This window comes from Sphingomonas arabinosi (assembly GCF_036663715.1).
In the GTDB taxonomy this organism is placed as follows: domain Bacteria; phylum Pseudomonadota; class Alphaproteobacteria; order Sphingomonadales; family Sphingomonadaceae; genus Sphingomonas.
Map to the genome: position 1 here is coordinate 34,479 of NZ_JAXOJN010000004.1, position 20,274 is coordinate 54,752.

The following is a 20,274-nucleotide window of genomic DNA, read 5'->3' on the forward strand; positions in this document are numbered from 1 at the left end:
GGTGACGGCTTTGTCGTCGGCCACCTCAATCGGCCTTGGCGGGATGCAACGAGGTGCCAGCGCGATCCGGCCGCAGCGATCCCCACCAGGTCAGTGGATTGAACGTCGCATCGCCGTCGAGGCTGAAAGTAATGAACTCCGCACGCCCGCCGAGATTCTCGTACGGCACCGGACCGCCAAGCCCGAGCTGGCTCAACGCGAACCGGCTGTCGGCGGAGCGATCGCGGTTGTCGCCCATCAGGAAGACGTGGTTTGCGGGGATCGTGATCTCCGCGAAATTGTCGCCCTGGCTGTCCGATTCGAGATCGATCGTCTCGTAGCGGCGACCATTGGGCAGCGTCTCGGTATAGGTCGGCAGGCGGCACATTGCGCGCCCGTCGGGCAGCGTTTCGCGCGCGCCGGGATAGTCGATCTCGCTGCACGGGCTGTTGGTGTCGACCGGGATCAGTGTGTCGTGCAAAGCGCCCCGCTTCACCGCGACGCCGTTCAGGAACACGATACCGCCGCGCACGGCCAGCCGGTCGCCGGGCAGGCCGATGACGCGCTTGATATAGTCGTTGTGCGTCCCCGGCGGCGTCACGATCACCACGTCGCCGCGCGTCGGCAGCGAGCCGAACAGCCGGCCGTGGATGAACGGCAGCGATACGCTCCAGCTGTCTTCCTGCTGGCGCAGCACCACACCCTTGAAGATCGCGACCGGGTTCGGGATCGTCGGCGACACGAACGACCAGCCATAGGCGAACTTGGTCACCACCAGCCGGTCGCCGATGCGAAGGCCCGGCAGCATCGATTCGCTGGGAATGTAGAAGGGCTTGGCGATGAAGCTGTGAAAGCCGAGCACGACCAGGATCAGCCAGAATATTCCCTTCACCTCGCCCCACCAGTCGGTGCCGCGGCGGCGTGTCGTTTCCTTTGTGATGCTGGCCGGTGGCGCGGTATCGGCCGCGCTGGTCTGCGCTAGGGGGGCCTGCGCGAGGGGCTTTTCCTGGAACTCGTTGCCGTCCAACGCCGCGTCCTTCATCGATTCATATCCAGGCTCGTGTCCGGGGATATCAGAGGTATAGCTTCGATGATCACGAAGGCCTGCGCCCACGGATGATCATCCGTCATCGTCAAATGCACGCGCGCGGCGTGGCCTTCGGGGGTCAACGCGTCAAGCCTCGCTTTGGCGCCCCCGGTCAGCGCCAGCGTCGGCGCGCCACTCGGGGCGTTGACCACGCCGATGTCGCGCATGAACACGCCCGCGCGAAACCCGGTGCCGACCGCCTTCGAAAACGCCTCCTTGGCGGCAAACCGCTTCGCCAGCGTGCCGGCTTTGGTGAAAGGCCGCCGCGCCGCCTTCGCGCGCTCGACATCGGTAAACACCCGCTGCTCGAACCGCTCCCCGAACCGCTCGACCGAGGCGGCAATCCGCTCGATGTTACACAGGTCGGACCCGAGCCCGATAATCATCGCGACGCCTGGAATCGGAAGACAAAAGATTCTGTTCGCGCGGAGACGCGGAGACGCGGAGAGTATGAGGGCCGCAAGAGCGGCAAAGAAGAAGTGAAAGGGTTAGCGCTAGTCGCTCGGACCGAAGCCATCTTCTCCTCCGCGTCTCCGCGTCTCCGCGTGAACAAACCTTCCTCCCTACCGCGCCGCATCCATAGCCTCGCGCATCAGCCGAACCGCTTCGCCGAGCCCGACGAACAGCGCCTCCCCGACGAGAAAGTGCCCGATGTTCAACTCCCGAACCTGACGGATAGCGGCGATCGGGGCGACGTTGTCGTAGGTCAGGCCGTGCCCCGCGTGCACCTCGATGCCGTTCTTCGCGGCCAGAGCCGCCGCATCGGTCAGCCGCCGCAGTTCCACCGTGCGCGCCTCGCCCGACAGTTCGGCATACAGCCCGGTGTGCAGTTCGATCACCGGTACCTTGAGCCGCACGGCCGCCTCGATCTGGCGCGCATCCGGTTCGATGAACAGCGATACGCGGATGCCCGCCCCGGCCAGCGCATCGACCAGCCGCGCCATCCGGTCGTAATGCCCGGCCACGTCGAGCCCGCCCTCAGTCGTCAGCTCCTCGCGCTTTTCCGGCACGATGCACGCCGCGTGCGGCTTGTGACGCAGCGCGATGCCGAGCATCTCGTCGGTCGCCGCCATCTCCAGGTTGAGCGGGATCGTCAGTTCGGCCGACAACCGAGCGATGTCGTCGTCGGTGATGTGCCGGCGGTCCTCGCGCAGATGCGCGGTGATGCCGTCAGCCCCCGCCGCCGCCGCGACCAGCGCCGCACGGACCGGATCGGGATACCCCGCCCCGCGCGCGTTTCGCACGGTCGCGACGTGATCGATGTTCACTCCAAGTCGAAGGTGATCGTTGCCGGGGGGGCTCATGCCGCCGCCCTACTGCCGGGCTTGATTGCCGGGATCGCGGCTAGTTCGAGTGGCAGAGCGTCCGCCGAATAGGTCGGCACGTCGAGCCGGATCAGCGGGAAGAACGGCACGCCCAGATCCGCCGCCCCGTTCGAGCGATCCACGAGTGCCGCAGCCGCGACCGTCACGCCGCCCGCGCGCCCGATCGCCGCGATCGCCTCACGCGACGAAAGGCCGGTGGTGACGACGTCCTCCATCATCAGCACGCGCTGGCCGGCTGCGAGCCGGAACCCGCGGCGCAGTTCGAACACGCCGTCGGGCCGCTCGAGGAACATCGCCTCGACGCCGAGCGCGCGGGCCATCTCATGTCCCGCGATCACGCCGCCCATTGCCGGGGACACGACCGCACCGATCTGACCGCAGATCTCGTCGGGGATCATCGCGACCAGCGCCTTGGCCAGACGCGCGCCTCGCGCCGGGTCCATCAACACCCGCGCGCATTGCAGATAGCGCGAACTGCGCAGGCCGGAGGACAGGATGAAATGCCCTTCGAGCAACGCTTCGGCAGCGCGGAATTCGGCGAGCACGTCGTCTTCGGTCATCGCGGGTCATCGCTCCAAATGGTCTGCTCGCGCTGATACGAGCGCGGGAATGGCCGCGCAACGAGAACCGGCGCTCCGGGCATCACACGTCATCCCAACCCGTTGTCCTGACGAACGTCAGGATGACGGGAACCAGGCTCATTCCCGCCCATGCCAGACAAGGCTTGAGGCAAGCCCCCCCGCTGGGTATAGCTCTACCCAAATCATAAGCAGACATCCGCGCGTCCGTGATATCGGGTTCGCTATAAACCGGGGTCAAGAACAACGATGCGCAAGATGGGGATGAGAGGATTTGCGATGGCAGCGGGGCTCGCACTGGCGAGTCTCGGTGGTGTCGCCGGGCATGCGGCCCAGCCTACGGCGACTGCGGCGCCCGCTCCGCAAGCAGCGGCAGGCCCTGCGGGCGTGTCGAACACCGCGCCGACCACGTCTGCCGCTACGCCGACCGCCAACCCGTCCAGCCCCGAGCTCGCGATGGACGGTGCGCCGGCGATGACGGCCCAGCCGATGATCGGCCAGCCGACCGACGGACTCTACGGCCTCCAGCCGCAGGTGACCAAGAACGGCGTTTTCGCGCACTGGATGCACAATTCGATCCTGGTGCCGACGATCACGATCATTTGCCTGTTCGTGCTAGCGCTGCTGTTCTGGGTATCGTTCCGCTATCGCCGCGCCGCCAATCCGGTGCCGTCGAAGACGTCGCACAACACCGTCATCGAGATCCTGTGGACGCTGCTCCCGGTCGTGATCCTGGTGCTGATCGCGGTGCCGTCGATCGGCCTGCTTCAGGCGCAGTTCAAGCCCGCCCCGTCGGGCGCCGTGACGCTCAAGGCGATCGGCAACCAATGGTATTGGACCTACCAGTATCCGGACAATGGCGGCTTCGAGATTACGGCCAACATGCTGAAGGAAAAGGGCGACGTCGCTGCCGGCGAGCGCGCCCGTACCGATGCCGACGGCCCGCCACTGCTCGCCACCGACAACCGCATCGTGCTTCCGGTCGGCGTGCCGATCCGCCTGATCACGACGGCGAACGACGTGATCCACAGCTGGGCCGTCCCCGCATTCTGGATCAAGCTCGACGCGATCCCGGGCCGGTTGAACGAGACCAGCTTCACGATCGACAAGCCCGGCCTGTATTTCGGCCAGTGCTCGGAACTCTGCGGCGCGCGTCACGGCTATATGCCGATCGCGGTCGAAGCAGTTCCGCCGGCCCAGTTCGCAGCGTGGGTCCGCGCCAAGGGCGGCACGATGCCGACCCCTGGCAAGGCATCCGACAAGGTCATTCCGCAGCCCGGCGCCGATGGCTCCGCGGCTAAAGTCGAGGAGGCCGCGGAAACCGCCAACGCCACCGGCCCGGTCGAGAACGTGACCACAGCAGCCCCCGCGACGACGCAGGGCGCCACCTCAAACCCGGCCGGCGCCGGCAACGCGGGACTGTAAGATGACCGACACCGCTCTCACCCCGTCGGCGTTCGTAAGCCACGACGCGCACGACCATCACCACGACACCGATCACAAACCGGGTTTCTTCGCGCGTTGGTTCATGTCGACCAACCACAAGGACATCGGCACGCTATACCTGATCTTCGCGATCGTCGCGGGAATCATCGGTGGCTCGGTCTCGGGCCTCATGCGCGCCGAACTCGCGCATCCCGGTATCCAGTATCTCCAAGGCTGGGCCAGCATGCTCCACGGCGGCAGCGCCAGCCTCGACGAATCGCTCCATCTCTGGAACGTGCTGATCACCGCGCATGGCCTGATCATGGTGTTCTTCATGGTCATGCCGGCGATGGTCGGCGGCTTCGGCAACTGGTTCGTGCCGATCATGATCGGTGCGCCGGACATGGCGTTCCCGCGCATGAACAACGTGTCGTTCTGGCTGCTGATCCCCGCCTTCACGCTGCTGCTGGCTTCGCCGTTCTTCGGTGGCGCAGGTAACGGCTGGACGCTCTACGCCCCGCTTTCGACGTACGGCGAGCCCGGGCCGTCGACCGATATGGCGATCCTTGCGCTGCATCTGGCCGGCGCGTCGTCGATCCTCGGTGCGATCAACTTCATCACCACGATCTTCAACATGCGTGCGCCGGGCATGACGCTGCACAAGATGCCGCTGTTCGTGTGGTCGATGCTCGTCACCGCGTTCCTGCTGCTGCTGGCGCTGCCGGTGCTCGCGGCCGCAATTACGATGCTGCTGACCGATCGCAATTTCGGCACGACCTTCTTCGATCCGGCCGGCGGCGGCGACCCCGTCCTGTATCAGCATCTGTTCTGGTTCTTCGGCCATCCCGAAGTTTACATCATGATCCTGCCGGGCTTCGGCATCGTCAGCCAGATCATCTCGACGTTCAGCCGCAAGCCGGTCTTCGGCTATCTCGGCATGGCCTATGCGATGGTCGCGATCGGCGTGGTCGGGTTCGTCGTGTGGGCGCACCACATGTTCACCACCGGTCTCAGCGTGAACACCAAGATGTATTTCACCGCGGCGACGATGGTCATCGCGGTGCCGACCGGCATCAAGATCTTCTCGTGGATTGCGACGATGTGGGGCGGTTCGCTCACCTTCAAGACGCCGATGGTGTGGTCGATCGGATTCATCTTCATGTTCACCGTCGGCGGCGTCACGGGCGTCGTGCTCGCGAACGGCGGCATCGACGATTACATGCAGGACACCTATTACGTGGTGGCGCATTTCCACTACGTTCTGTCACTGGGTGCGGTGTTCTCGCTGTTTGCCGGCTTCTACTATTGGTTCCCGAAGATGTCGGGCAAGATGTACAACGAGTTCCTCGGCCAGCTGCACTTCTGGGTGTTCTTCGTCGGCGTGAACGTGATGTTCTTCCCGATGCACTTCCTGGGCCTCCAGGGCATGCCGCGCCGTATCCCGGACTACACGCCGCAGTACGAGCATTGGAACACGGTCGCGTCGGTCGGGTACATGATCATGGCCGCAGGCATGGTGGTGTTCTTCGTCAACCTGATCTGGTCGATGATCGCGGGCAAGCCGGCGGGCGACAACCCCTGGGGCGACGGCGCGACGACGCTGGAGTGGACGATCTCCTCGCCACCGCCGTACCACCAGTTCGAGACCCTGCCGAAGATCGACTGAGGCAGGTCAGGGCCATCAGGCCCCCGCCCGGCCGGCGCGGCAACGTCGCGTCCGACGACACGGGATTTACTCCCGTGTCGGGGCCAGCCAAGCAAGAGAGCGCCTCGGGGAAACCCGGGGCGTTTTCCGTTTGGCAAGGCTGCACCGCTGGCGCCGATATGCGAACGCGCCCCGCCACCACACGTCATCCTGACGAAAGTCAGGACCCAGGGTCAAAAGTGTCGCCTTCCATGGCTCTGGGTCCTGACTTTCGTCAGGATGACGGTGTGGGCTGGACTCCCGTCACGCGCAACGCAGGGGCCCCCCGCTTTCGCTGGAGCGACAGTGGGATGACGCATAGCCGCAACCGGTGATCGAGATCGCCCCCCACCAAGCCACACCGCTTTCCTCCAGCCTTTCCAACGCGTATAGCGTACCCGAACCATGACTCCCGCAACTCCCCTCCTGCCACCGGCGCACTGGCGCGACTTTCTCGCGCTGACCAAGCCGCGCGTCATGACGCTCGTCGTCTTCACCGGCCTTTGCGGCATGCTGGCCGCCCCAGTCGGCGTGCACCCGGTGATCGGCTTCACCGCGATCCTCTGCATCGCGCTCGGCGCCGGCGCGGCGGGAGCGCTCAACCAATGGTACGAGTCGGACATCGACGCAGTCATGCGCCGTACACAGAAGCGCCCGCTGCCCGACGGCCGCATGGACCGACAGGCCGCGCTCCATTTCGGCGTCGGGCTCGGCGCATTCTCCGTCCTGTTCATGGGATTCGCGGTCAACGCCGTCGCCGCCGCGATCCTGACCGTTTCGATCCTGTTCTACGTGCTCGTCTACACCGTCTGGCTGAAGCGCCGCACGCCGCAGAACATCGTCATCGGTGGTGCGGCAGGCGCGTTCCCGCCGCTGATCGGCTGGGCCGCGGCGACCGGCGACATCGCGTTGTTGCCCGTCCTGCTGTTCCTGTTCGTGTTCCTGTGGACGCCGCCGCATTTCTGGGCGCTCGCGCTGTTCATGAAGAGCGATTACGCGGCTGCGGGCGTGCCAATGCTCCCGGTCGTGTCGGGCGAGCGCACTACGCGGACGCAGATCGGGCTCTATACGATCCCGATGGCAGCGGTCGCGATCCTGCCCTGGCCGCTCGGGCTGACGGGTGCGATCTACGGCATCGCCGCCGTCCTGCTCACCGGTTGGTTCGCGCTGCTCGCCGTCCGCGTCGCCAAGCGCACCACGCATGCCGACGATGCGATGAAACCGGAGAAGGCCTTGTTCAAATACTCGATCCTGTATCTATTCGTGATGTTCGGCGCGCTGGTCGTCGACCGGTGGTTCGCATGAGCATCCCCGACCCCATCCGCGAGGAAGACCTGATCCGTAGCCGCCAGCGCGGTCGCGCGCGCGTGATGGCCATCCTGCTCGGCGCGTTCGTCATCCTCGTCTTCGCGATTTCGATCGCCAAGATCCGCGCGGGAATGCCGCACTGATGGCCAGTTGGAGAGCCATGTCGCGCACCAACCGCACCGCGGCGCTCGCCGTGCTCTTCATCTGTTTCATGACCGGGCTCGCCTGGGCCAGCGTGCCGCTCTACCGACTGTTCTGCTCGGTCACCGGCCTCAACGGCACGACGCAGCGCGGGCTCGTCGCGCCCGGCGCGGTCGATCACAAGATCACGGTCGACTTCGACACCAACGTCAGCCCCAAGCTGCCGTGGAAGTTCGTGCCCGAGAATCGCTCCGACACGATCGACATCGGTGCGCGCGACATGGCGTTCTTCAAGGCCACCAACACGTCGACCAAGCCGCTGACTGGCACCGCGACGTTCAACGTCCAGCCCGCGCAGGCCGGCAAGTATTTCACCAAGATCCAGTGTTTCTGCTTCACGCAGCAGACATTGAAACCCGGCGAGACCGTGCGGATGCCGGTGATCTTCTTCGTCGATCCGAAGATCCTGACGGACCCGGATGCGGCCGATATCCAGACGATCACGCTGAGCTACACGTTTTACCCGGTGGATTCTGCGAAGACGGCGAGCTAGAACCCACGGCAAATAGAATAGGGGAGTACCGATGGCCGGCGCCAAGAACCATGATTACCATATCCTGCCGCCGAGCGTGTGGCCGCTGGTCGGCTCGTTCTCGGCGCTGATCATGGCGGTGGGCGGCATCATGTGGATGCACGGCGGCCATATCGACAAGCCCAATGGCGGCGGCTGGATCTTCTTCATTGGCCTCGCCGGGCTGCTCTTCACCTTCTATAGCTGGTGGGCGCAGGTCATCCAGGAGGCTCGCGCGGGCGATCATACGCCGGTCGTGCAGCTCCATTTCCGTTACGGCATGATCCTGTTCATCGCCTCCGAAGTGATGTTCTTCGTCGGCTGGTTCTGGGCGTTCTTCGACTTCTCGCTGTTCCCGACCGCGATGACCTATGCCGACGGCAGCGTCACACGTGCCGTCGAAGGCGGTGCGGCGATCGTAGCGCAATGGCCTCCGAAGGGCCTGACGGTTATCAACCCGTTCGAACTGCCGCTGCTCAACACGCTGATCCTGCTGACTTCGGGCACCACCGTGACCTGGGCGCACCACGCACTGATCCACAACCAGCGCGGCGGCGAGAAGACCGGCGCATGGGGCCTGATCGGCGTCGGCAACCGCGACGGCGTGCTCAAGGGTCTGTGGCTGACGGTGCTTCTGGGCGCGCTGTTCAGCGCGATCCAGGCGTATGAATACGTCCACGCGCCATTCCCGTTCAAGGGCATCAACTACGGCGCGGCGTTCTTCATGGCGACCGGCTTCCACGGCTTTCACGTGCTGATCGGCACGATCTTCCTGATCGTCTGCCTGGTCCGCGCGTATCGCGGCGACTTCACGCCGAAGCAGCATTTCGGCTTCGAGGCGGCTGCTTGGTACTGGCATTTCGTCGACGTCGTGTGGCTGTTCCTGTTCGTCACCGTCTACGTCTGGGGCGGCTGGGGCGCACCCGTCCACGGCGGTTGAGCTTTTACCACCTGACCCTTGCCATCCACCCCGGCGCAGGCCGGGGCCCAATTGGCAAGGTTGCAGTAATGAAGCGCAGTCCTTCGTTTGCAATGTCCCCCAATTGGGCCCCGGCCTTCGCCGGGGTGGTGGCTAATAAGCCGGCCGTATCCCTCCCCTTGTTCTCTCGCGAAGGCGGGAGTCCAGTCTGGATCCCCGCCTTCGCGGGGAAACAAGGATTGGGAGCGCTGACCGCATGACCGAAGATCCATACCCGCTCGCCACCGCACCCACGATCGCGCAGGTCGCGCTGAAAGGCCTCTGCCCCCGCTGCGGCAAGCCGACCCTCTTCGCCAAATGGTCCAACTTCGCCAATCGCTGCCCGAACTGCGGGCTCGACTTCAGCAAGTTCAACGTCGGCGACGGCCCCGCCGCCTTCCTCACCCTTATCCTCGGCGCGCTCGTGGTCATCCTCGCGATCACGCTGGAGCTGAAGGTCAACCCCCCGCTCTGGCTGCACATGCTGATCTGGATCCCCTTCACCGCCGGCGGAGTCGTACTGTCCCTGAGGGCGGCAAAGGGCGCGCTGATGTCCGCCGAATACCGCAACGCAGCCCGCGAAGGCCGAATCGACCCGTGACTAAGCGCATACCCGTCTTCCCGACCATCCTCGTCACGCTCGCGATCGCGGCGATGATCGGCCTCGGCCTGTGGCAACTCCTCGACCGCCTCCCGAAAAAGGAAGCGTTCCTCGCGCAATTAGCCGCCAACCCCGCCAAGCCAACGATGGCCTTCCCGGGCTTCCCCGACGAGACGCTGCTCTTCCGCCGCGCTTCCGGCCTTTGCCTCCAGCCGACCGAGATCAAGCTCGCCGGCGCCGGTAAGTCCGGCTTCCGCGCGATCGCCGAGTGCCGGACCGGCGCGGAAGGCCCTGGCATGGTGGTCCAGCTCGGCACCACGCGCGACCCGATGACCAAGGTGAACTGGCCCGGCGGCGAAGTCTCCGGATACATCAGCCACGCCCCCGACGGCCGCTCGCTGATCGGATCGCTGTTCGATCACACCCCGCAGCGCCTGATGCTGGTCGCGGATACCCCACAAGCGGGCCTCAATCCTAACGGCAAGCCGGACATCGCATCGGTCCCAAACAACCACCTCGCCTATGCCGGCCAATGGTTCTTCTTCGCCGCCATCGCCGCAATCATCTACGCGCTGGCGCTCCGCCGCCGGCGCTGACCGTTTTCCTGCGAACGCAGGAGCCCAGGGTACCGCGCGCATCACTTCGTAATCCTGGATTCCTGCGTTCGCCGGAAAACGGAAAGCGCGCGCAGCTTGTCGCCTTCCCGCCCATTCGCTAACCGCTTGGCCATGCGTTACATCAGCACCCGCGGCTCGGCGCCAATCCTCGATTTCGAAGCGGCGACGCTTACCGGCCTCGCGTCCGACGGTGGCCTCTACCTCCCCGAGGCATGGCCGACGATGACCCGCGACGAGATCGCAGCGCTCGCCGGGCTTTCGTATGTCGACACGGCGGTCGCGGTGATGGCGCCGTTCGTCGGCGACGCGATGACTCGCGACGAGCTGAAGGCCCTCTGCGAACAGGCATACGGCCGATTCTCGCACGCTGCCGTGACACCGCTGGTCCAGCTCGACCACGACCAGTGGCTGCTCGAACTCTTCCACGGCCCGACGCTCGCGTTCAAGGACGTCGCGCTCCAGTTGCTGGGCCTGTTCTTCGAACGCTTCCTCGCCGGCACCGACAAGCGCCTGACGATCGTCGGCGCGACCAGCGGCGACACCGGCTCGGCCGCGATCGACGCGGTCGCGGGCCGCGAGGGCATCGACATCTTCATGCTCCACCCGGTCGGCCGCATCTCCGACGTACAGCGCCGCCAGATGACCACGGTGCTCAGCCCCAACGTCTACAACATCGCGATCGAAGGCAGCTTCGACGACGCGCAGGCGCTCGTGAAGGCGATGTTCAACGACCGTGCCTTCTCGACCAAGTTCGCGCTGTCCGCGGTCAACTCGATCAACTGGGCCCGCCTGATGGCGCAGGTGGTGTATTTCTTCTACGCCGCCGTCCGCCTCGGCGCGCCCGATCGCGAGGTCGCGTTCGCGGTGCCGACCGGCAATTTCGGCGACGTCTTCGCCGGCTATGTTGCAGCGAAGATGGGGCTTCCGGTGGCCAAGCTGGTGGTCGCGACCAACGTCAACGACATCCTCCACCGCGCGCTCAGCACCGGTGATTACTCGAAGGGCGGCGTGCAGCAGACCCCGACCCCGTCGATGGACATCCAGGTGAGTTCGAACTTCGAGCGTCTGTTGTTCGACCTTGGCGATCGCAATGGTGCGGCGCTGGCCGCACAGATGGCAGGCTTCGAGTCCTCGGGGGCGATGCGCCTTACCAACGCACAATCGCAGGGCGCCTCTTGCCTCTTCCAGAGCGAGCGCGTCGACCTCGACGACATGACACTGGCGATGCGCTGGGCGCACGAACGCGCCGGGCAGGTCATCGACCCGCATACCGCGATCGGCCTCGCCGCCGCCCTGCGCACCGAAGTCCCCGCCGGCGTGCCGATCGTGACCTTGGCTACCGCGCACCCGGCCAAGTTCGGCGACGCGGTCGAGCGCGCCACCGGCGTCCGCCCCTCGCTGCCAACCCGCGTCGGCGACCTGTTCGACCGCGAGGAGCGCTACGCCACGCTGCCCGCGACGTTCGACGCAATCACCGCTTACATCACCGAACGCGCGAAGCCGTCGGCATGAAGTTGCATACCCTCATCGGCGAACCCTGGGCGGACTACGGCCTGATCGACTCAGGGAACGGCAAGAAACTCGAACGCTATGGCCGCTTCCGCTTCATCCGCCCGGAACCGCAGGCGATGTGGGCGCCTGCTTCGACCGACTGGCAGGCGCAGGGCGAATTCGTGCCCGGCTCGGACGAGGACGGCGGCGGTCGCTGGGAATTCTCCGAGCCCGTTCCGCGTGAGGGCTGGACGCTCAAGTGGAACGAGGTGTCGTACACCGCGCAGACCACCCCGTTCCGCCACCTCGGATTCTTCCCCGACATGGCGCCGGTGTGGAGCTGGATGCGCGAGCGCATCGCGGGGCTCGACTCGCCCGAATGCATGAACCTGTTCGGCTATACCGGCGTCGGCACGCTGGCGATGGCGACCAAGGGAGTCCGCATGGTCCACGTCGACGCGTCGAAGAAGTCGGTCGAGGCGGCCAAGGCCAACGCGAAACTGTCTGGCATGGCTGATGCGCCGATCCGCTGGATGACGGATGATGCGGCGAAGTTCGTCGCGCGTGAGGTGCGCCGGGGGCGGCGGTATGATGGGATCCTGCTCGATCCGCCGAAATATGGGCGTGGGCCTGAAGGCGAGGTCTGGCGGCTGGAAGAGGACCTGCCGAAGCTGATCGCCGACTGCCGGAAGCTGCTCGACGAGAACTCCCGCTTCCTGTTCCTGACGGTCTACGCGGTCCGGATGTCGGCGCTGGCGATCGGTGAGCTGCTGAACCAAGTGTTCGCGGACCTGCCGGGCAAGGTCGAAGTCGGCGAACTCGGCGTCCGCGAAGAAGCGCGCGGGCTGGTGTTGCCCACCGCAATCTGGGCCCGCTGGAGCCGCTGAGCCCACCCAGCTAGCTTCCACCCCGGCGAAGGCCGGGGCCCAATTCGAAAGGTTGGAGTAACGAAGGCCAGTCCTCCGTTGGCTACGTCCCCCAACTGGGCCCCGGCCTTCGCCGGGGTGGTGCTTTTATTTCAAGAGTTCAGCACACCTCGAAGGTCGTTCCCCCGCGGAGGCGGGGGTCCAGGAGCCAGGAACGACATCGCTTGCAACCCTGGGCCCCGCCTTCGCGGGGGAACTAGAGAAGAAGTCAGCCCGGTATCTGCTGCGAGATGCAGTGGAAGCTTCCGCCGCCTGTCAGGATGTGATCCGCGCGCTGTCCCACAACCTCGCGGTCCGGGAACAGCGCCTGGATCGCTACCACCGCCGCCTGGTCGTTCTCCGCGCCGTACAACGGCACCACCACCGCGGCATTGCCGATGTAAAAGTTCATATAGCTCGCCGGCACGACCTCCTCGTCGCGCAGCACGCGGCCCGGCGACGGGATCGTCACCACCTCCAGCCCGGCCGCGGCGGCATCGCGCGCCGCGTTCTGGTACACCTGCCAGTTCGGATCGTTGTCGGTCGCCTTGGGGATCGCCACGCGCCCCTCGCCGACGAACCGCGCGAGGTTGTCGACATGGCCGTCGGTATGATCGTTGACCAGTCCGTCACCCAGCCACACCACGCGGGTGTAGCCGAGGTCCGACGCCAGCCGCGCCTCGATCTCCGCCTTGCTCAGCGAAGGATTGCGATTGCGATTGAGCAGGCACTGCTGGGTCGTGACCACCGTCCCGGTTCCGTCGCCGTCGATCGCGCCGCCTTCGAGCACCCAGTCGCACGCCTCGACCCGCTTGTGCCGGCTCGCCGCCAGTCGCTGCCCGATCGTATCGTCGCCCGGCAGGTCATACTTCCCACCCCAGCCATTGAACCGGAAGTCCCGCGCGCTGCCGTCGCCGACGATGATCGGGGCGGTATCGCGCAACCAGATGTCGCCAAAGGGCTCGACGACCACGTCCGCGAACGGGGCGAGACGCTTGGCGGTAGTTGCCGACCCGACATCCGCCGCGACCAATATCACCGTCTCGCCCTTGCCGCCCGCATGCACAGCCTTGGCGAACGCGACGACCTCGTCCCGCGCCGGCTCCAGATCCTCCAGCCAAAGGTCGGCATGGCTCGGAAAGCCGATCCAGACGGCCTTGTGGTGCGCCCATTCGGCGGGGGTGGTCGTCGTCACTTCACTTGGCTCCTGCACGATCGCGGTCACGGATGCCGCGGAATTCGGCGGTCTTATACCAGTTCGGCCACAGACTGGTATCGTCCGCGAGCTTCCGCCCCAGCCCATAATAGATCGTCAGGTCGTCGACCGCGCCCGACCAGTCCCACTTCGCGTCATATTCGTCCGCGGGCTTGTGATAGCGATTCGCGACATAATCCTCGCGCTTGGCATGCCCCGCCGCGGTGCCACCGACGACGAGATCCTCGCCGCTGCCGCCATCGAGCATCGGCACGCCCAATTTGGCGAAACTGAAGTGATCCGACCGGTAATAGCCGCCGCGTTCCGGGTTCGCTTCGACGCCGATCACGCGGCCCTCGGCAGCGACGAACGGCTTCACCAGATCCTCGATTTCCGATTTGCCCGCGCCGGCCAGAACGAAGTCCTTCGCCCGGCCGTCGACGTTCAACACGTCCATGTTCACCCCGCCGACGGTATGCGCGAGCGGATAGATCGGATGCTCGGCATAGTAACGCGACCCGAGCAGCCCCGATTCCTCCGCCGTCACCGCCAGGAATGCGATCGAGCGCTTGGCCTGCCCCGCCTTGGCCTGCGCCTCGGCCAGCGCAACCAGCCCGGCGACACCCGTCGCATTGTCCGCCGCGCCGTTGCAGATGTCGTCGCCATCGACTGCATCGCAGCGCCCAAGATGATCCCAATGCGCCGAATACATCACGTAATCATTGGGCGCGGTGGTGCCCGGTAGCACGCCGATGACGTTCTTCGACGCCTGACGCCGGATCGTGTTGTCGAACCCGCCGCCGAACTTCAGTCCAAGCGGTACCGCCTTGAACCCTTTCACCTTCGCCGCCGCGGCCAGCGTCGCATAATCCTTGCCGGCGCTCGCGAACACGCGCTCCGCCGCCGGCTTCTGCATCCAGCCGACGATCTGCGACTGGTCGAGATGATCGCCCTTCTCGTCCAGCTCCAGCTGAGGTCCGGTCCAGGACGATTGAACAACCGCCCAGGGGTACGCCGCCGGCTCGGTATCATGCACGATGATCGCCGCCGCCGCGCCGTGCTTCGCCGCATTCTCGAACTTGTACGGCCAGCGCCCGTACCACGTCATCGCCCGACCCTCGAAAGGCCCCTCGCGCGACATCGTCTGCCAGTCGGCATCGTTGATGAGGATGACGACCGTCTTCCCCTTCACGTCGACGCCGGCATAATCGTCCCAGCCCTTTTCGGGTGCGGTAATGCCGTAGCCGACGAACACCACGTCGCTGTTCGCCACGCTCGATTTCGGCGCGACGCGATAGGTGCCCGCGACCATGTCGGTGCGATAGGCGAGGCTGACGGGCGCCTTGCCGCCGGTGAAGACATAGGGCTGCACGTTCGTGGCCGTGATCTCGACCATCGGCACGTCCTGTGTCCAAGACCCCTTGTTGCCCGGCTTCAACCCGGCCGCCTTCATCCTCTCGACGATATACGCGACCGTCTTCGCCTCGGCGGGGGTGGTCGGCGCGCGGCCTTCATACGCGTCCGACGACAGCACCTGCGTAACGGTCTTCAACGTCTCGACCGAAATCGCCGGAGACGTCTGCGCGGACGCGGCGGTCCCGAGCAGCAACAGAGACAGGATGGCAGCGCGCATGGTCATTCCCCCGATGAGTTGCGGGCGTTCTGGCAGTGCACCCGATACCGCGCAAGCATCGCCGCGCTTGCCGTGTCGCCCGGCGTCGATAGGATACCTCGAGGGGACATTGGGGGGAAACGGCGATGCGGTTACGATCTGCAATTCGTGCGAGTGCGGCCGCCTGCCTGGCATCTGGAATGCCGCCAGCGCAGGCAGCGCCCGACCCCGTCGGACCGACCGCCGCGGCGTTCGGCGCTCGCCAAGCCATCCGACAGATCAGTCTGTCGCCGGACGGCACGCATGTAGCGCTGGTAGTGCCCACGAACGGCCGCGGCGAAGCGCTTCAGATCGCCGATCTCGTCGCGGGCGGAAATCCGAGGACCATCCTCACCGCGTCGGGAAACCCCGATCATCTGGCCAATTGCCATTGGTCGACCACGACCCGGCTGGTCTGTCAGATGGTCACCGTGGCCGACGATGGCTACAACATTCTTGGCTTCAGCCGAGCCCTCGCGATCGATAGCGACGGCGGCAAGATGAAGATGCTGACCGCCTCCAGCAGCGCCCGCGCACTGGATGTCATGCAGGACGGCGGCACCGTGATCGACTGGACCGCCGACGGCGCAGCCGGATCGGTGCTGATGACCCGCACGTTCGTACCGGAGGTCACGACCGGGACTCATATGGCGAACGAGTCCCATGGTCTGGGCGTGGAACGGATCGATACCGTCACGCTCGCCCGTCGAACGGTCGAACAGCCACGTGGCGGTGCGATCGACTATATCAGCGATGGCCAAGGCGTCGTCCGGATCGTCGGAACGCGGTCCAAGACCGGTATCGGATACGATGCCGCCACCATCAGCTATTCGTATCGAAAGCCCGGCGACCGGAGTTGGCAACCGCTTAGCCGCCTGACGATATCCGCGGGAGGAGGGTCGGGGTTCGATCCCTATGCCGTCGATCCAACCTTGAACGTCGTGTTCGGGTTCGACGACAAGGATGGTCGACAGGCACTTTACAAGATCGCGTTGGACGGCAGTCTGAAACGCGAAGTCGTCCTTGCGCGGCCAGATGTCGACATCGACCAGTTGATCCGGATCGGGCGGCAAAGGCGCGTGGTCGGCGCGTCCTATGCCACCGATCGCCGCGAGACGGAGTTCTTCGACCCGGCACTGCGTATGCTGGCCGCGTCACTGCGAAAGGCGCTGCCCGGCCAGCCGTTGATCACGTTCGTCGCTGCCAGCAGCGACGAACGCAAGCTGTTGCTTTTTGCGGGCAGCGATGTCGATCCCGGTCGATATTATCTGCTCGATCGTGCCACCCGGCAAATGGCCGAAATACTGCCCGCCCGGCCGCAGCTCGCCAAGACACCGCTCGCCAGCGTCAAGCCGATCAGTTTCCGCGCCGCGGATGGGACGATGATCCCCGGATATCTGACCTTGCCCGCGGGCAGCACGGGAAAGGGGTTGCCGGCGATCGTCATGCCGCACGGTGGACCCGGTGCGCGCGACGAATGGGGCTTCGACTGGCTTTCACAATTCTTCGCGGCGCGCGGGTTCGCGGTGTTGCAACCGAACTTCCGTGGATCGACCGGCTATGGCTCGGCCTGGTTCCAAAAGAACGGCTTCCAATCCTGGCGGACCGCGATCGGCGATGTCGACGACGCGGGTCGCTGGCTGGTATCGCAAGGCATTGCCACGCCGGACAAACTCGCAATCGTCGGCTGGTCGTATGGCGGTTACGCAGCGCTGCAATCCTCGGTGGTGGACCCCGGTCTGTTCAAGGCGATCGTCGCGATCGCGCCGGTCACCGATCTCGACAGCCTTCGCGAAGAGTCGCGGAACTACAGCAACTTCAAGATGGTCGACGCCTTTATCGGGCAGGGCCCGCACATCCGCGAAGGCTCGCCCGCGCGCAACGCCGACAAGATCAAGGTCCCGGTCCTGCTGTTCCACGGCGACAAGGACCGCAACGTCGGGGTTGGCGAATCCCGGCTGATGGCGACACGGCTGAAATCCGCCGGGGGCAAGGTCGAGCTGGTCGAGTTCGCCGGGCTGGATCACCAGCTCGACGATGCAACCGCGCGGACGACCATGCTGACGAAGGCGGATGCGTTTCTGCGAACGTCGCTCGGAATGTAGCGCAACGAAAAAGGGCGGCCCCATCGGGACCGCCCTTTTCTGTTCCGAACCGCGCCGTGGCAAAGCCACGTCGTCGGACGTCGCTTGAGCGACGCCGGCCGGTCGACGAATTTACTCGGCTTAACGCGAGTAGAATTCGACGACGAGGTTCGGCTCCATCTTCACCGGATAAGGCACCTCATCGAGCGTCGGGACGCGCGTGAAGGTGACCTTGGCCGCACCATCGGGAGCGACGTAGTCGGGGATTTCGCGCTCGGCGAGGCTCTGGGCTTCCATGACCAGCGCCATTTCCTGCGCCTTCGAACCCAGCGTGATCTCATCGCCGACGAAGCAGCGACGCGAGGCGATGTTGCACTTCACGCCGTTGACGCGAATGTGGCCGTGCGAAACGATCTGGCGTGCCGCGAAGATCGTCGGCGCGAACTTGGCGCGGTAGACGATCATGTCCAGGCGCTGCTCGAGCAGGCCGATCAGGTTCTGCGAGGTATCGCCCTTCAGACGCGCAGCTTCATGGTAGCACGCGCGGAACTGCTTCTCGGTCACGTCGCCGTAATAGCCCTTGAGCTTCTGCTTGGCGCGCAGCTGGATACCGAAATCGCTGACCTTGCCCTTGCGGCGCTGGCCATGCTGGCCCGGGCCGTATTCGCGCTTGTTGACGGGCGACTTGGGGCGACCCCAGATGTTCTCGCCCATACGGCGATCGAGTTTGTACTTCGCGCTTTGACGCTTCGACATAGTATAACCTTTGCAAATGCAAACAACGTTGGTCCCGGTATCGCTCTGCTGGTCGTCGTTAAGACAAGGCAGGGCCACCGCTTCACCGGGGTGCAGGGCCATTGCGAAGGCGGGCGCCTAGACGGAGGGGGCGCCAGAGTCAAGCTCGGCGGTCATGCTGGACAGGCTGCGGGAGGGTCGGCAAGAGCGGCGCATGACTATTCTATCCGGCCCCGATTGCACCACCATGACCGAGGTCCGCGCGGGCGTCGACGCGCTCGACCGCGAACTGGTCGCGCTGCTCGCCAGGCGCTTCGCCTATATGGACGCCGCCGCGCGTATCAAGCCCGAGCGCGGGCATGTGCGGGACGAGGCGCGGAAAACGCAAGTGATCGAGAATGCGCGGGCGGAGGCGGTAAAGCTCGGCGTACCGGAAGCCGTGATCGCAGACCTGTGGGAGACGCTGGTCGAAGCCTCGATCGCGTATGAACTGGCAGCGTTCGACCGCCGCTAACCCCAAGCCCGTTCGTGCTGAGCGAAGTCGAAGCACCTTCGCTTTGGGCACACCCTTCGACTTCGCTCAGGGCGAACGGAAGGCGAGGGAACGGAAGGGGTGGACCGATCGGGAACTCACCCCCGCGGCTTCTTCCCCGCCAGCGACGACAGCACGCCGCGGAGCGTTCGGATTTCCTGGCTCGACCAGCCCGGCTTGGTCAGCAACGTGCGCAGCGTACGTCGCGTCGATTGCATCTTGTCGGGCAGATGGAAGAACCCCGCGCCCATCAGCATCGCGTCGAGCTGTCCGATCATCCCGTCGAGTTCCTCCTGCGGTGCGGGCGGCATGATCGGGTTGATCGACGGCTGCGACAGCTCGCGCTCGGCAGTCAGGCCCTTCGACCATTCATACGCGACCAGAATCACCGCCTGGGCGAGGTTGAGCGAGCCGAACTCCGGATTGATCGGCACAGTGATGATCGTCCGCGCCACCGCGACGTCGTCGGTTTCGAGACCGGAGCGCTCGGGCCCGAACAGGATCGCGGAGCGGCCGGGGGCGGCGTGGATCTCGGTCGCGGCCTGTTCGGGGGTCACGACGGGCTTGGTCACGCCGCGCTTGCGGACCGTGGTGGCGAACACCTGCGCGCAGTCGGCAGTGGCGGCGGCGACGCTGTCGTAGACCTTCGCGTTCTGGAGAACGATGTCGGCGCCGCTGGCGGCGGGGCCGGCGGAGGGGTTGGGCCAGCCGTCTCGGGGGGAGACTAGGCGCATTTCGGTGAGGCCGAAGTTGAGCATCGCGCGCGCGGCCTTGCCGATGTTCTCGCCGAGTTGGGGGCGGACCAGGATGATGACCGGGGGCGCGGTTTCGTCCGCCAAGGTGCTTCGACTTCGCTCAGCACGAACGGGAGGAGGAGATGAGGGCTCGTTCCCCTGTTCCGATCGGACATGGTTCTCGCCGACCGAGGGAATATCCTTCCCCCCTTCCGACGGGATGCCCTCCCCACCTTCCGTTCGCCCTGAGCGAAGTCGAAGGGCACGTTCCCGCGGGGGGATCGCAGCATCGTGGAGATCCGCCCAATCCTCTCGCGCGAGCGCTTCCTTCTTGCGCCGTGACCAGCCCTTGACCTGGAACTCCGCAGCGAGGGCCTCCTGTCGGCTCCCGAAATCCTGGCTCCACAAGAGCGTCACTGGCCGTCGCGTCTGCGTGTATCCCGAAATCTCGCCGAGGTTATGCTGGCCGATCCTGCGATCGAGGTTATCGGTGTGTCCCGTGTAATAACTGTCGTCGGCGCAGCGCACCACATAGGCCCAGAATGTCATGGTCGCGGCTTACGCGGGGGCGTGGTGTTGGGACAAGTCCTTCGACTTCGCTAAGGACGAACGGGCTGGGAGGTGGACTCACTATCGAGGACGACCATCACGCCCATCCTCACCCCCTCCGTTC

20 protein-coding genes are annotated in these 20,274 nt (G+C 65.4%); 12 read left to right on the plus strand and 8 right to left on the minus strand.

Going from position 1 to position 20,274, the window contains the following annotated elements; genetic code table 11:
- Window positions 1-25: 25 nt before the first annotated feature.
- The 4 genes from lepB to pyrE all read right to left on the minus strand — a co-directional run bounded on the left by lepB (window position 26) and on the right by pyrE (window position 2,951).
- Window positions 26-1,021 (minus strand): signal peptidase I, encoded by a 996-nt coding sequence (lepB, locus tag U1708_RS08435; protein WP_332744644.1) that lies wholly within the window; start codon window positions 1,019-1,021, stop codon window positions 26-28.
- Window positions 1,018-1,452, minus strand: a complete 435-nt coding sequence (gene acpS / locus U1708_RS08440) for a holo-ACP synthase (RefSeq protein WP_332744646.1) — start codon at window positions 1,450-1,452, stop codon at window positions 1,018-1,020. The genes lepB and acpS overlap by 4 nt, the downstream gene beginning before the upstream one ends.
- Before the next feature lie 177 nt (window positions 1,453-1,629).
- Window positions 1,630-2,370: a pyridoxine 5'-phosphate synthase gene (locus U1708_RS08445; protein ID WP_332744648.1), complete on the minus strand. Its 741-nt coding sequence runs from the start codon at window positions 2,368-2,370 to the stop codon at window positions 1,630-1,632.
- Complete coding sequence (gene pyrE / locus U1708_RS08450; protein ID WP_332744650.1) at window positions 2,367-2,951, minus strand: orotate phosphoribosyltransferase; 585 nt, start codon at window positions 2,949-2,951, stop codon at window positions 2,367-2,369. The genes U1708_RS08445 and pyrE overlap by 4 nt, the downstream gene beginning before the upstream one ends.
- Window positions 2,952-3,248: 297 nt before the next feature.
- Between pyrE and coxB the strand changes: the two genes are divergently transcribed.
- From coxB to U1708_RS08500, 10 genes are all read left to right on the plus strand, one after another.
- A complete protein-coding gene (coxB, locus tag U1708_RS08455) occupies window positions 3,249-4,394 on the plus strand; it encodes a cytochrome c oxidase subunit II (RefSeq protein WP_332744652.1) in 1,146 nt (381 codons plus the stop codon).
- A gap of 1 nt (window position 4,395) precedes the next feature.
- Window positions 4,396-6,060 carry a cytochrome c oxidase subunit I gene (gene ctaD, locus U1708_RS08460; RefSeq protein ID WP_332744654.1) on the plus strand — a complete coding sequence of 555 codons (1,665 nt, stop codon included), beginning with the start codon at window positions 4,396-4,398 and terminating at the stop codon, window positions 6,058-6,060.
- A 423-nt stretch (window positions 6,061-6,483) separates the two neighbouring features.
- Window positions 6,484-7,383, plus strand: coding sequence for a heme o synthase (locus U1708_RS08465; RefSeq protein ID WP_307087572.1), 900 nt, complete (start codon window positions 6,484-6,486; stop codon window positions 7,381-7,383).
- The gene (locus U1708_RS08470) at window positions 7,380-7,529 is read left to right on the plus strand and encodes a cytochrome c oxidase system small membrane protein (protein WP_175518304.1); all 150 of its coding nucleotides are present in this window, start codon (window positions 7,380-7,382) and stop codon (window positions 7,527-7,529) included. Before U1708_RS08465 ends, U1708_RS08470 begins: the two co-directional genes overlap by 4 nt.
- Window positions 7,529-8,080 carry a cytochrome c oxidase assembly protein gene (locus U1708_RS08475; RefSeq protein WP_332744659.1) on the plus strand — a complete coding sequence of 184 codons (552 nt, stop codon included), beginning with the start codon at window positions 7,529-7,531 and terminating at the stop codon, window positions 8,078-8,080. Before U1708_RS08470 ends, U1708_RS08475 begins: the two co-directional genes overlap by 1 nt.
- 31 nt (window positions 8,081-8,111) lie before the next feature.
- Complete coding sequence (locus tag U1708_RS08480) at window positions 8,112-9,038, plus strand: cytochrome c oxidase subunit 3 (protein ID WP_332744661.1); 927 nt, start codon at window positions 8,112-8,114, stop codon at window positions 9,036-9,038.
- Window positions 9,039-9,273: 235 nt separating this feature from the next.
- On the plus strand, window positions 9,274-9,657 hold the full coding sequence (locus tag U1708_RS08485) for a DUF983 domain-containing protein (protein ID WP_332744663.1): 384 nt from the start codon (window positions 9,274-9,276) through the stop codon (window positions 9,655-9,657).
- Window positions 9,654-10,253: an SURF1 family cytochrome oxidase biogenesis protein gene (locus U1708_RS08490; protein ID WP_332744664.1), complete on the plus strand. Its 600-nt coding sequence runs from the start codon at window positions 9,654-9,656 to the stop codon at window positions 10,251-10,253. The genes U1708_RS08485 and U1708_RS08490 overlap by 4 nt, the downstream gene beginning before the upstream one ends.
- 132 nt (window positions 10,254-10,385) lie before the next feature.
- Entirely contained in the window at window positions 10,386-11,786 is a 1,401-nt protein-coding gene (gene thrC, locus U1708_RS08495) for a threonine synthase (protein WP_332744666.1), read from the plus strand.
- Entirely contained in the window at window positions 11,783-12,652 is an 870-nt protein-coding gene (locus tag U1708_RS08500; protein ID WP_332744668.1) for a class I SAM-dependent methyltransferase, read from the plus strand. The genes thrC and U1708_RS08500 overlap by 4 nt, the downstream gene beginning before the upstream one ends.
- 247 nt (window positions 12,653-12,899) lie before the next feature.
- Here the strand turns inward: U1708_RS08500 and U1708_RS08505 are convergent, their stop codons facing one another.
- The gene (locus tag U1708_RS08505; RefSeq protein WP_332744670.1) at window positions 12,900-13,865 is read right to left on the minus strand and encodes an agmatine deiminase family protein; all 966 of its coding nucleotides are present in this window, start codon (window positions 13,863-13,865) and stop codon (window positions 12,900-12,902) included.
- Between the two features lies 1 nt (window position 13,866).
- Window positions 13,867-15,498 carry a M28 family peptidase gene (locus U1708_RS08510; RefSeq protein WP_332744672.1) on the minus strand — a complete coding sequence of 544 codons (1,632 nt, stop codon included), beginning with the start codon at window positions 15,496-15,498 and terminating at the stop codon, window positions 13,867-13,869.
- A gap of 125 nt (window positions 15,499-15,623) precedes the next feature.
- Here U1708_RS08510 and U1708_RS08515 point away from each other — a divergent pair, with 125 nt between their 5' ends.
- Window positions 15,624-17,621 (plus strand): alpha/beta hydrolase family protein, encoded by a 1,998-nt coding sequence (locus U1708_RS08515; protein WP_332744674.1) that lies wholly within the window; start codon window positions 15,624-15,626, stop codon window positions 17,619-17,621.
- 120 nt (window positions 17,622-17,741) lie between these two features.
- On the opposite strand, the gene rpsD is transcribed toward U1708_RS08515, so the two are convergent.
- On the minus strand, window positions 17,742-18,356 hold the full coding sequence (rpsD, locus tag U1708_RS08520; RefSeq protein ID WP_056017869.1) for a 30S ribosomal protein S4: 615 nt from the start codon (window positions 18,354-18,356) through the stop codon (window positions 17,742-17,744).
- 193 nt (window positions 18,357-18,549) lie between these two features.
- Here rpsD and U1708_RS08525 point away from each other — a divergent pair, with 193 nt between their 5' ends.
- On the plus strand, window positions 18,550-18,849 hold the full coding sequence (locus tag U1708_RS08525) for a chorismate mutase (protein ID WP_332744679.1): 300 nt from the start codon (window positions 18,550-18,552) through the stop codon (window positions 18,847-18,849).
- Between the two features lie 116 nt (window positions 18,850-18,965).
- Here U1708_RS08525 and U1708_RS08530 read toward each other — a convergent pair whose 3' ends face one another.
- Window positions 18,966-20,150 carry a TrmH family RNA methyltransferase gene (locus U1708_RS08530; RefSeq protein ID WP_332744681.1) on the minus strand — a complete coding sequence of 395 codons (1,185 nt, stop codon included), beginning with the start codon at window positions 20,148-20,150 and terminating at the stop codon, window positions 18,966-18,968.
- Window positions 20,151-20,274 lie beyond the last annotated feature (124 nt).